Raw genomic sequence first — 12,396 nt, 5'->3', positions numbered from 1 at the left:
AGAATCTAATTAATAGAGAGTCTTATAGCAGTAGAGGAGACGGTAAGCAATAGTAGGCTTACTATATATCTGTTCCAATTTCGGAAAGGCAACCAGCACTTGCATCTTTATGGAGTTCATTTAACCAACGTAATTCAACAGTAATATGTTCGATAACACTTTTTAAAATATAAAGTTGTGCACGTGGAACATTTTCTTTGCTATGTTCGTATATGGATTGCATCGTATGTAAATATTGAATCGTGTCATCCATCTTTTTTTCTAAAATAGGAATGATTTTTTTTTCATCACCAAAATGAGCGAATGATAGTGCTGAATAGATTGGCTTATATATATGATTTTTTGCTTCAAATTGTTTTAAAAGCAGTGTATGGAAAAGCTTTTTTCCCGTTTCAGTTATATGGAAAATGGTCTTATCTGGTCGGTTTGTATCTCGTACTATGTTTGTAACCGCAATGGCTCCTTGCTTTTCTAATTGTTCAAAAGCGTAGTAGAGGGAGCCTTTTGCATATTTAATATAACAATCCATTTGCCGTTCTTTCATTGTATGCTGTACTTCATATGGATGTTTGTCTCCTTCGAGTAATAAGCCGAGAATGACTAGTTTCATACTCACGCTGTCTCAACTCCTGTAATTTAAACTTTATACATATTATAAACGGTATAACCCTTTCCATAAAGGGTTATACCGCTCCGTTTTATCATGTATTAACTTACTTGTTTCTGCTTTTTCTTTGTTCCAGCTGCAAGACGTTCTTTTCCCATCAGTGTAATGCAGATAATACTTAGAGTAGCTGGGATAAGTGCCCAGAAAAATGTATCAGCAATAGATATTGCGAGCGCCTGTTTAATTCCATCCAATATTTGAGGCGGGATTTTTTCGGTAGCATGTGGTGCTAATAAAAAGCTTGTGTCTCCGCTTTTTGGTGCCATTTTTGCCAACTCTGGAGGGAAAACAGTTTCTAATTTATTTGTGAAAATATGATTTTGAATAGTCCCAAAAATTGTTACACCAAGAGTCATACCGAGAGAACGGAAGAATGAGTTTGTTGATGTGGCAGAACCTCGGTCTCTCATTTCTAAGTTGTGAATGGAAGACATACTTAAAACAGAGAAAGAGAAGCCTACTCCAAGTCCAGCAAGAATCATAAAGACTGTTACGAGTACACGCGGTGTGTCCATTGTTAAAGTGCTGAGTAAATAGATACCAAGTACAAAGAAAATACCAGACACGATCATAATGTTACGGTAACTCGTACGTGAAGCAAATTGTCCGCCTGCTTGACTTCCAATTACAGAACCGACCATCATCGGGGTTAAAATTAATCCAGCATTTGATGCGGAACCCCCAAGAACACCTTGGACAAAGATTGGAATATAAACAGTGCAAATAATAAAAGCCGCTCCATAGAAAAAGGCAACACCTTGACTTGCTGCAAATAAAGGTTTTTTAAATAAATGGAAAGAAATAATTGGCTCTGTTGCACGTCTTTCTACGAAGAAGAAAATAATAAGCATAATAGCAAACGTAGCAAATAATCCAAGAATTATATTGGAATTCCATGCATATTCCTTACCACCAAGTTCTAGTGCAAACATTAAGCAAATAATACTTATTACAAGTGTAATAGCGCCAGCCCAATCGATTTTTTGTTTTCTATATTGTAGAGATTCCTTGTAGTACTTGGAGATAAAGAAGAAGGAAATAATGCCTAATGGAATATTGATATAAAAGACCCAGTGCCAACTTATATACTCCGTAATATAAGCGCCTAATAAAGGTCCAAATACACTTGATGTTCCAAAAACTGCTCCAAATAGTCCTGTCATTTTCCCTCGTTTTTCTGGCGGGAATATATCATACATGATTGTGAAGGCGATTGGCATGAGGGCACCGCCACCAATTCCTTGAATTGCTCTGTAAATGCTTAACTGTTCAATGCTTGATGCTGTACCGCAAAGAATTGACCCAAGCAAGAAGAGCAGTAAACCGCCGATATAAAAACGTTTACGTCCGTACATATCAGATAATTTCCCGAAAATCGGCATTCCTGCCATCGTTGCTACCATGTAGGCTGATGTGACCCAAACAAATTTATCAAATCCTCCTAGGTCTCCAACAATTGTTGCCATGGCAGTGGCGACAATTGTATTATCCATTGCTGCCATTAAAATACCAAGTAATAATCCAGCTACAACAAACTTTGTTTTGCTTGCTTTGTTTTGAGATGTTTGTTCTTGCAAATATATTCCTCCTTTTATATAAGATTAACTGTTCTTTAAGAAAATCTAATTAGTAGTTTGTGCTTTAACTTGTCTTTATTATGTACCACTATAATTTTATAGTTGCTGTTATAAGGGAAGATAGTGTTTTTGTGCCATAAAGAATAGAAAGCATACATCATATTATAGTCAAATTTGACTAAAAGGCAAATTTTTTATTTTATAGCTTTTACTATTTAAGAAATAAAAGGAAATGAGTGACTGATGGAGTTTATCTCGCATTAACGGATCGTAAAATGGGCTCATAATCAGTGTGGGGATGAACCCCACACTGATTAAAGTTTCACTTTATAGCTATTTAAAATGGTTTTTTCATCACGTTGCCGAATATGATAAAGGAGAAAGGTAAAAATGTTGACAACGTATATTTTTATTGGGCGAAAATAAGAGAATGTTTTAAGGTGAACGAATTGGAGAAGGCTGGTTGATTATTTAGGAGAGCACAATAAATTTGTGCGGAGAATACCATCTGGAATGAGGTGAATTGTTATTGTGAAAATGTGGGAAATAAATCTAGATAAAGAAGTGTTCCCGTTGTCTTTACAACCTGTTATGTGGAGGGAAGGTGGTTCTAGAGAATTTACGAAAAAACAGCCTAATCCAAATGTAGCAGTGACATTACAAATTCGCGGTATGAAAGAAAAGAGTTTTTCACAAGAAATTGTTTATGATGTACATGAAATTCTTTTTATCCAATTAGAAGTTGAAAACAGAGGAAGCGAAGGGATTTCTCGTGTAATCGTTAGTCATATGATTCGGGATTATTTTGCATATATCCCCAATACATTACAAACGAATAAAGGGGCAGGAGAGTTTTTATTTCGACTTGTAAGATGGCGTATCGATGAATTATCATCAGGTGAAAAAGCGCAATTAATCTGTCAGGTAAACGCATCACGTGTACAAATCCCATCACGTATTTCATTGCGTGCTACATATACATTTCAGCAGATGGGCCGATTATATGGACCGCTTCAAACAACAGAAGCAATTTTGATACAACAATAAAAAGGAACCCCGGGCGTGGGTTCCTTTTTTAATGCAAATTATGCTTTTTTAGTAATTCTTTTTGGTCTAGGCCTTTCTTTCCTACATAGTTATTTTTATATCCGAAGTATAAAATAAATAAGAAAGAAGCAACATTTATGATTGCATCGATTTGGTCATTTGTAATAAAAGAAAGACCGAATGATTCAAATAATAGTTTTAATGATAAGAGAAATCCTGCAAAAAAGCGAATGATGTCTGAAATGTTTTCTCTTTGTAACATTTCCTTCTCCTTTCGATAATGGTTATATACTATATATATGAAATAGAAAAGAAAATGAATACAAGTTTGAGAGAGAAAATGTACGAAGGGTAAGTGTATTTTTGTTGTAAAAAAATATTATTGATATAGAAGTATATATCATTTTAAAAGAAGAAGGTGCATAAAACATAAAAGGAGAGTTGCTAGTTTCTTGATTAGTAATGTAGTGACTGCTGCGAAATGGTTAGCGATGCAATATGTACAGATGTTCGATCTTTTAATGTTACTTATAATTTATATTATACAAAAGGTCATCAACTATTATCTTAGACGATGGATTCTCTGGGAGGACGGAGTGCAGTTGTATAAAACAGAGATTAAAAAAGATAGAGTAATAAAAGTTTTTTCGTAACATTTTTTTCTCTTTTGTTACAAAAAAGCAATGTTTTGTAACAAAAGTCTTTAAAAATAGATTTAAACATCATATAATTGTGATGGATGTGTCAATACATTTTGCACAATGTTTTTTCATTTAAAAAGTGTAGGGGGAAATGAACTCTACACTTTTCCTTTTAAGGAAATAAAAAGAATATATGTAAGTTGTTGCAAGTGAACTTTTAAACTGTGTAAAATGGATTAGAAAAAGATTGATAGAAAGTGAGAAAGGGAATGGTAGAATGATAGACGTGAGAAGCCGACGATCGTCTTTAATCAGACGGCTAGTTATAATTGCTAATGCAATTTGTGCTGTCGCGGCGGAGGGGGCATATTTTAATCCTTTACATCACTTGCAAGAGCTGGAGCCGATCAGAAAAACCTAATTCAGCTTGCCCGTGATTAGGGGGGAAGTTGAGTTAGATAAAAAGCAACGGTGAAATTTGATTAGGAGGAAAAGAAGTTGAAATATAATAAAATAGCAATTGTAGCAGTTTTATCTATGACATTATTAGCAGGTTGTTTCGGTCCAAAACCAGAAGAGGAATTATATGTAGCATTTGAAAATGCTGCGAAGCAAGAAAAACCGATGTTTGAAGATGCGAAAAAATTAGAGGAACTGGAAAAAGAAGGCCAAACATTATACGGTCAAATTGTACAAGAAGGAAAAGATAATAATCAAGCTGTGAAAGAAAAATTAGATCAAGCAATGAAAAATACAGCAGAACGTGGAAAAGTAATTGATAAAGAAAAAGAAGCATTGAATAAAGCGCAAGAAGAAGTAAAATCGGTTGATACATATGTGAAGAAAATTGAGAATAGTAAGCTAAAAGAACAAGCGGATAAAGTAACGAAAACATACGAAAAACGACATGAGTCTTTTAAGAAGATGTATGATAATTATAGTAAATCATTAAAATTAGAAAAAGAATTATTTACAATGCTGCAAGATAAGGGAGCAAAATTAAAAGATATTAGTGATAAAGTAAAAACAGTGAACCAATCGTATAAAGATATTGATGCTGAAAAAGATAAGTTCAATGAATACACAAAATCATATAATACAGAAAAAGTAGCATTTTATAAACAAGCGAACATTAAAATAAAAGAAGACAAAAAATAAAGCAGGTTGGCCTTTATAGGCAAACCTGCTTTATTTTTTTGTGTACGTACGACGATACCAAGGAATTGGTTCGCTTAATTTTTTTTCTTGTTTCAGTGCTTCTGGCCCAATGTAATCTTGTAGCGTTTTTTTTGCTACTGCTAAAGAAAGAGTTGTTTTGGGGTTTCTATAGGAAGATTCAAGGCTACCGAGATGTGGAAGAGTATTGAAATCATCTTTTGTAGGAGGGATATGGAAAAAATAGTCGCCTAACCGAACGAGAACATCAGATTGCTGTTGACTAAAACGTGGATTCCTAGAGAAATGTAATCCTTCTTTTATTGCTTTCTTTTCACGAATTAAACGTTCTAAAGCGATCTTTTTCAACCAATATAAATATTTAGGATTTGTAGCAGCTTTGGCATGCCGGTTTACAATAAAGATAGATTGAGCCAATTGATCAATAGAATATCGTTTGTGTAAATGAGACTGTGGCTGTGAAGGTTTCATGATGGGACCCCTTTCTAATTTTTCATTATTATAGCATAAATAAAAGTAGTTTTTATTATATACAAAAAATGATTGTATATATTTTCAATATTAAAGCAATATTGTTACAAAAAACAACTATTTTGTATAATAGTGATAGGAATGAATTCTAGAACTTCAATGATGAAAGAGTGAGAAGTGTGAAAGATATATTGAAACAGCAATATGCCATTATTGATATTGGTTCAAATACGATGCGACTGGTGATTTATGAAAAACAAAATGGAGGTTTTTATAAGGAAATTGAAAATACAAAAGTTGTTGCACGATTAAGAAATTATCTAATAGATGGTGTGCTCATAGAAGAGGGAATGCATATACTGCTCCAAACATTACTTCAATTTCAAGAAAGTACAAGGTTTCACGGATTACATAATATACTTTGCGTTGCGACGGCAACAATTAGACAAGCAAAGAACCAAGAAGAAATTAAAAAACTTGTAGAAGGAAAAACTGATTTTGTACTTAGGGTTTTATCTGAATATGAAGAGGCACGCTATGGTTACTTAGCTGTGATGAATTCGACTTCTTTTACTGAAGGGATTACTGTCGACATTGGTGGAGGGAGTACAGAGGTTACATATTTTCGAGACCGAGAAATGATAGAATATTATAGCTTTCCTTTTGGTGCGCTTTCTTTAAAAAAACAATTTATTCATAATGAAATACCAACGATAGAAGAATTAGAGGAACTAAGAAGATATTTATGGTACCAATTTCAAACGTTACCTTGGTTAAAGGGAAAAAGGCTACCTCTTATTGCGATAGGTGGAAGTGCTCGAAATATGGTGAAAATTCATCAAAATTTTCTTTCTTATCCGATAGCCGGTTTGCATTTATATAAAATGAAGGAAGTGGATATAAAGGGTGTAAAAGAGGAATTAGAAAGTCTTTCTTTTACAGACTTGCAGAAGCTAGATGGGTTAGCGAAAGATCGAGCTGATACAATTATTCCAGCGATAGAAGTATTTTATATGCTAACTAATATTATACAAGCTCCGTCATTTGTATTAAGTAGAAAAGGATTACGAGAAGGTGTTTTCTATGAGGAACTTACAAAAAATTTAGGTGTTTCTTATTACCCAAATGTGATAGAAGAGAGTTTACACTTATTGTCCTATGAATATGAAATGGATATGAACTTTGTGGTTCAACTCATTAAGCAAGGAACGTTAATTTGTACACAACTTGAAGAGTCTGAAATTATCTCTTTTTCAGAAAAAGATTGGGAGGTCTTTTATCAAGCTGCCAAGGTATTTAATATTGGGAAATATATAGATGCGGAAGCAAGCCGTTTACATACATTCTATCTATTGGCGAATAAGACAATTGACGGCATGATGCATAAAGAGCGTATTAGACTTGCACTTATTGCATCTTATAAGTCGAAAATGTTATTTAAGCAGCATTTGGAGCCATTTGAAGGATGGTTTGATAAAAGTGAACAAAAAAAGATTCGTTTGTTAGGAGCAATCTTACAATTTTCTGCTTCCTTAAATGTGAGGCAAAGGGAACTAATTGAAACGATTCAAGTGAAGAAAAATAAAGAGGAACTTGTATTTCATATTGTGTGTGAACAATCGGCTTTAGCAGAAAAGATACAGGCAGAAAAGCAGAAAAAACAACTTGAAAAAGCATTAAAGATGAACATTCACCTAGTGTTTGAAGAGAAAGGTTAAGTTGTACGGACATATTTACAAAAAATTTACACTTTTATAAATTGGAATTTGTTACAATAAATGTAACTAAATTATATTGAAAAAGTTTCAAGGGGAAGTGTGAGGGAAATGGAATTAATAAAGGGAAATACTGTGAATTTAAATGATACTGCTTACTATAATAACCGTGAATTAAGCTGGCTTGCTTTTAATGAACGTGTATTGCAAGAAGCGCAAGATGAAAGTAATCCACTTTTAGAAAGATTAAAGTTTATTAGTATTTTTAGTTCAAATTTGGATGAATTTTTTATGGTACGTGTTGCGGGATTAAAGGATCAAGTGAAGGCGGGATTCAATCAACCGGAAAATAAGGCTGGATTAACACCAAAACAGCAGCTGAATAAAATTGCCATGAAAGCTCATGAATTAATGAAAGTTCAGTATAATACATTTAAAAATACGGTGTTGCCGGCGCTTGAAGTAGAAGGTGTTGAGCCGCTAACATTTCAAGATTTAACGAAAGAACAGCGTGAATTTATTGAAGAGTATTTTGATGAACAAATTTTCCCGGTGTTAACACCTGTCGCAATAGATGCATATCGTCCATTCCCTATGTTGTTAAATAAAAGTTTAAATTTAGCTACTATTCTGTATGATGAAAAGCAAGAAGAGGAAGAGAATCGAACGAAGCTTGGAATCGTTCAAGTGCCATCTTTGCTCGAACGTTTTATTTTTTTACCAAGCGAAGATCAAAAACATAAATTTATATTATTAGAAGATGTAATTAGTAGCTTTACTCATAAGTTGTTTACAGGATATAAAGTATCCTCTGTTACTCGTTTTCGTATTACACGTAATGCGGATTTAACAATTCATGAAGAGGGTGCAAGGGATTTATTAAAAGTAATTGAAAAAGAGTTAAAAAAACGTAAATGGGGAGCGGCTGTTCGTTTAGAAATTGGCAAAGAGCATTTAGATGAAAGAGTGTTAGCTTTACTGTATGAAGTGCTAGAATTGAAAGATGAAGATGTATATATAATGGATGGACCATTAGACCTAACATGTTTATTTTCCCTATATAAAAAATTAGCACCTTTATATGAACATCTGGTTTACCCCGCTCTTATACCGCAGCCACCTCAAGATTTGGATGATGAAGAAGATGTATTTGAAAAAGCAATAGAGCATGATATTTTACTACATCATCCATTTGAATCTTTTCAGCCAGTTATTGACTTTGTACGTGATGCGGCTGATGATCCGAATGTGCTAGCAATAAAGCAAACGTTATATCGTGTAAGTGGAGGATCTCCAATTATTCAGGCGTTAAAGATTGCAGCTGAAAAGGGGAAACAAGTAACGGTGCTTGTTGAATTGAAAGCCCGTTTTGATGAAGAAAATAATGTCCATTGGGCAAAGGAACTTGAACAAGCTGGTTGCCACGTTATTTATGGTGTAAGTCATTTGAAAACGCATAGTAAAATTACGCTTGTTGTACGAAGAAAACACGGGAAGATTGAAAGATTTGTCCATTTAGGAACGGGAAATTATAATGATGCTACGGCAAAGTTATATACCGATTTTGGATATATTACATCTCGGAAAGACTTTGGGGTAGATGCGACCAATTTCTTTAATTACTTAAGTGGTTATACAACAAAGCCACATTTCCATCACCTATCAGTAGCACCGTTCGATATACGTCATCAATTTATGGAATTGATCGATGAAGAGATTCGCTATCATAAGCAATATGGAAACGGACGTATTATTGCAAAGATGAACTCGTTAACAGATAAACCGTTAATTCAAAAACTATATGAAGCATCGCAAGCTGGAGTGAAAGTAGAACTTGTTGTTAGAGGAACGTGCTGCTTGCGGCCTGGTATTAAAAACGTGAGTGAGAATATTCGGGTGATTAGTCTTGTTGGACGTTATTTAGAACATAGTCGTATTTATTATTTTCATCATAATGGGGATGAAAAAATCTACTTATCTTCAGCAGATTGGATGACAAGGAACATGGAAAAACGGGTAGAAATATCATTTCCGATTTTAGGATTTGAAATGAAAGCAAGAATCAAAGCAATTTTGCAGCTTATTTTAGCGGATAACGTAAAAACACGTGAACAAAATAAAGATGGTGAATACTATTATATAATAAATAATGGTTCCCAAGAGATTGATAGCCAAGTGAAATTATTTAAGATGGCTTATCAAAATACTGATGCAGAGTAATGTGTAAATTGGAAAACGATATAAAACCATCCTTTGTGAGGTGGAGAGAATCTAACCGTGCATAGAAGTGGTCAGATCCTTTTCTCCCCATGTTAAGTGCAAATAAAGGGAAAGCATGAGTGGAGGCCATGTTTTATTTCCCTAGCAGTGACTGGTATATCAACGAATTAAAATGAATTTACATATATTAAATAGTTAAGTCTAATAACTTGTGAGCAAGTAAACTCCTGAATGCAAGATTATGAGAATACGGCGAAAAAAGCCTCTTGTAAGTTAAGGGGCTTTTTTCATAGTTTTTGTTTATATTAATAATAATATGGTTGGCACGGACTTCCATAACAAGGAAATGGCGGTGGATATGGAGGATAGTAAGGTGGTCTAGGGCCGAATGCTAATGCTCCGCCAATTAAGCCGCCAGCAAGTCCTGCTAAGAATGGGACACCGAAGAATGGTAAGATGCGTGAGTCACTTACTGGGCCAATAGGTCCTGAACGAACTAGATAGGGATGAGGGTATGGGTACATGAAAAAACCTCCTTTATTGGACTCATTGTTATCATATGGTGAAATAGCATGGATGAGCGAGTACAAGAAAGGATATATAAGAAAATAGGCAATTATAGGTTATAAGTGCTGAAGAGTGAATACTGTAATTTCAGGCTTGGATAAAAAACGAAATGGAACACGTGTCCTTCCAAGACCGCGATTTACATAAAGAAGTAATTCTTGAATATGATAAAATCCTTCAATGTAATGCTTTGCTAGTGCTGGGGTAACGATCGCTCCTAAAAAGGGAAGTTGTACCTGTCCCCCATGACTATGCCCAGAAAGTTGGAGATTTACTGGAAATTCTGCAATTTTGGGGGCTATATCAGGTTCATGTACGAGCACAATTGTATATAGCTCTTTCTGCACATTGTGTAATGTTACATCGATTTCTGGCTTACCAAGAAGCATGTCATCGATTCCGAAAATAGAAATTTCACTATTATCTAATAAGCGAATACGTTTTTCGGTATTTTGTAATACTTCAAAACCTGCGTCACTCATAATTTGACCATAGTATTCGGTTCCATATCCCCCATGATCATGGTTTCCGTAGATTGCAAATTTACCAAAGGGCGCACGAATGTTTCGTAAAATTGAAGAAACAAAAGGAGCTTCGCTATATGTTTGGTAGTCATCGATTAAATCACCAGTAAAAAGTACAATGTCGGGCGTAGTTTCATTTATTTTAGAAACAATTGTAGAAAGATGTTGGAGAGAAAAATAGTACCCCAAATGTAAATCACTAAATTGGACGATTTTCATACCATGAAAGTTTTTTGGAATGAGTGAAGAACGAAGTGTATGATGTGTTAAAGAGAGAAAGTTCGGCTCTATATACTTTGCATAGTAATAACCAAGACCACCTGTAACACAAGTATAGAGAAAAGTGCGTATTCCTGTTTTTATAAAGTTTCTTCTCGTAATTTGTTTCATAGGAATATGAGCGAACCTATAGTATACAAAAGGAAGTTTATAAGGTATACAGGCAATTCATTATAGGTCACTTGGATCTCCTTTCTGTTTATTTCTTGTTTCAAAAGTGTATTTTTGGGTATTGAAGAGCCATATATAAATACAAATTGAAAAGCCGACCAAAGGCTACTTTTTAGGTGGGAGAGAGCGTCTGGCCATGTATAGAAGTGTTCGAATCCTTTTCATGCCCATATCAAGTGAAAAAAGAGAGAAAACAAGTGTGGGTCACTTTTTCCTCTTCATAGCAGAGAATTATATGTCGAAAAGTCAAAATGGATTTATATAGATTATAAGAAATATTACAGTGAAAGTGATTTTCTTATCTAAAGATATCAGAAAAGTTTAAAAATATAAAGATTTCTATGAAATAAAGTGGTAAAATGAATGTGTATTCATTTTTTGGGAGGGGATATTTTGAAAGAAAAAGTAGCGATCATAACAGGTGGTTCAAGTGGAATGGGAAAAGGAATGGCAGCTCGTTTTGCTAAGGAAGGAGCACGGGTTGTTATTACAGGGCGTACACAAGAAAAGCTTGAAGAAGCAAAAAAAGAGATTGAGCAATTTGCAGGACAAGTATTGACAGTACAAATGGACGTTCGAAATATAGAAGATATAAAGCGTATGATTGAATATGTTGATGAAAAATTTGGACGTATTGATATTTTAGTAAATAATGCAGCAGGTAATTTTCTTTGTCATGCAGAAGATTTATCGATAAATGGCTGGAATGCGGTTATTAATATTGTGTTGAATGGGACCTTTTATTGCAGTCAAGCAGTAGGAAAGTATTGGATTGAAAAAGGGATAAAAGGAAATATAATTAATATGGTAGCAACGTATGCTTGGGATGCAGGACCGGGTGTTATTCATTCTGCTGCAGCGAAAGCAGGTGTGTTGGCAATGACAAAAACGCTCGCTGTCGAGTGGGGGCGTAAATATGGTATTCGTGTCAATGCAATTGCTCCTGGACCAATCGAACGAACAGGTGGCGCGGATAAATTATGGATTTCAGAAGAGGCAGCCAAACGTACACTGCGAAGCGTCCCACTTGGTCGACTTGGTACGCCAGAAGAAATTGCAGGTTTAGCTTTTTATTTATGCTCTGATGAAGCAGCATACATAAATGGAACGTGTATGACAATGGATGGTGGACAGCATTTGCACCAATATCCGTTTTAAAGGGATTATATAAGAGTGAAACTTGGGGATTATTCCCCATTCATGTGAGGTAAAATGTGACGGATTTGTGACATATGGTAGAAAAGTATTTACAATAGGTTTTTTATAAGGTATATTTAAGACCTCTTTTTTCTTCATAGTAGAATTGCTAATTCCCCTTAGCATTTTACCCCTCTAATCCCT

At 34.6% G+C, this 12,396-nt stretch carries 11 protein-coding genes; 5 read left to right on the top strand and 6 right to left on the bottom strand.

Annotated elements, in window-relative coordinates; translation table 11 throughout:
- Positions 1-61 precede the first annotated feature (61 nt).
- Both QRY57_RS19785 and QRY57_RS19780 read right to left on the bottom strand, forming a co-directional pair.
- Complete coding sequence (locus tag QRY57_RS19785; RefSeq protein WP_026590159.1) at positions 62-616, bottom strand: PadR family transcriptional regulator; 555 nt, start codon at positions 614-616, stop codon at positions 62-64.
- Positions 617-708: 92 nt separating this feature from the next.
- Entirely contained in the window at positions 709-2,244 is a 1,536-nt protein-coding gene (locus QRY57_RS19780; RefSeq protein ID WP_286015918.1) for an MDR family MFS transporter, read from the bottom strand.
- Positions 2,245-2,775: 531 nt separating this feature from the next.
- Between QRY57_RS19780 and QRY57_RS19775 the strand changes: the two genes are divergently transcribed.
- Complete coding sequence (locus QRY57_RS19775) at positions 2,776-3,291, top strand: hypothetical protein (RefSeq protein WP_286015917.1); 516 nt, start codon at positions 2,776-2,778, stop codon at positions 3,289-3,291.
- Between the two features lie 28 nt (positions 3,292-3,319).
- Here QRY57_RS19775 and QRY57_RS19770 read toward each other — a convergent pair whose 3' ends face one another.
- On the bottom strand, positions 3,320-3,553 hold the full coding sequence (locus QRY57_RS19770; protein WP_026590162.1) for a phage holin: 234 nt from the start codon (positions 3,551-3,553) through the stop codon (positions 3,320-3,322).
- A 916-nt stretch (positions 3,554-4,469) separates the two neighbouring features.
- Here QRY57_RS19770 and QRY57_RS19765 point away from each other — a divergent pair.
- The gene (locus QRY57_RS19765) at positions 4,470-5,090 is read left to right on the top strand and encodes a YkyA family protein (protein WP_051588530.1); all 621 of its coding nucleotides are present in this window, start codon (positions 4,470-4,472) and stop codon (positions 5,088-5,090) included.
- 30 nt (positions 5,091-5,120) lie between these two features.
- On the opposite strand, the gene QRY57_RS19760 is transcribed toward QRY57_RS19765, so the two are convergent.
- Positions 5,121-5,579: a YkyB family protein gene (locus QRY57_RS19760; protein WP_286015916.1), complete on the bottom strand. Its 459-nt coding sequence runs from the start codon at positions 5,577-5,579 to the stop codon at positions 5,121-5,123.
- Positions 5,580-5,758: 179 nt separating this feature from the next.
- On the opposite strand from QRY57_RS19760, the gene QRY57_RS19755 reads away from it, so the two are divergent.
- Both QRY57_RS19755 and QRY57_RS19750 read left to right on the top strand, forming a co-directional pair.
- Positions 5,759-7,297 (top strand): Ppx/GppA family phosphatase, encoded by a 1,539-nt coding sequence (locus QRY57_RS19755; protein ID WP_286015915.1) that lies wholly within the window; start codon positions 5,759-5,761, stop codon positions 7,295-7,297.
- Between the two features lie 108 nt (positions 7,298-7,405).
- Entirely contained in the window at positions 7,406-9,514 is a 2,109-nt protein-coding gene (locus QRY57_RS19750) for an RNA degradosome polyphosphate kinase (protein WP_208017049.1), read from the top strand.
- 305 nt (positions 9,515-9,819) lie between these two features.
- Here the strand turns inward: QRY57_RS19750 and QRY57_RS19745 are convergent, their stop codons facing one another.
- Entirely contained in the window at positions 9,820-10,038 is a 219-nt protein-coding gene (locus QRY57_RS19745) for a hypothetical protein (protein ID WP_026590167.1), read from the bottom strand.
- Between the two features lie 99 nt (positions 10,039-10,137).
- Entirely contained in the window at positions 10,138-10,995 is an 858-nt protein-coding gene (locus tag QRY57_RS19740) for a metallophosphoesterase (RefSeq protein WP_286015914.1), read from the bottom strand.
- Between the two features lie 453 nt (positions 10,996-11,448).
- On the opposite strand from QRY57_RS19740, the gene fadH reads away from it, so the two are divergent.
- Entirely contained in the window at positions 11,449-12,213 is a 765-nt protein-coding gene (gene fadH / locus QRY57_RS19735; protein ID WP_026590169.1) for a 2,4-dienoyl-CoA reductase, read from the top strand.
- The last annotated feature ends 183 nt before the right edge of the window (positions 12,214-12,396 follow it).

It is taken from the genome of Bacillus arachidis, assembly GCF_030285945.1.
Lineage (GTDB): Bacteria > Bacillota > Bacilli > Bacillales > Bacillaceae_G > Bacillus_A > Bacillus_A arachidis.
The sequence above is the reverse complement of the archived record's forward strand: the minus strand, read 5'-3'. Positions and strand labels throughout refer to the sequence as shown.

Excerpts from the sequence above, each read along its gene's own strand:
- QRY57_RS19750 (WP_208017049.1), top strand. The coding sequence starts at position 7,406 with ATGGAATTAATAAAGGGAAATACTGTGAATTTAAATGATACTGCTTAC.
- QRY57_RS19760 (WP_286015916.1), bottom strand. The coding sequence starts at position 5,579 with ATGAAACCTTCACAGCCACAGTCTCATTTACACAAACGATATTCTATT.
- QRY57_RS19770 (WP_026590162.1), bottom strand. The coding sequence starts at position 3,553 with ATGTTACAAAGAGAAAACATTTCAGACATCATTCGCTTTTTTGCAGGA.
- QRY57_RS19745 (WP_026590167.1), bottom strand. The coding sequence starts at position 10,038 with ATGTACCCATACCCTCATCCCTATCTAGTTCGTTCAGGACCTATTGGC.
- QRY57_RS19740 (WP_286015914.1), bottom strand. The coding sequence starts at position 10,995 with ATGAAACAAATTACGAGAAGAAACTTTATAAAAACAGGAATACGCACT.
- QRY57_RS19765 (WP_051588530.1), top strand. The coding sequence starts at position 4,470 with ATGACATTATTAGCAGGTTGTTTCGGTCCAAAACCAGAAGAGGAATTA.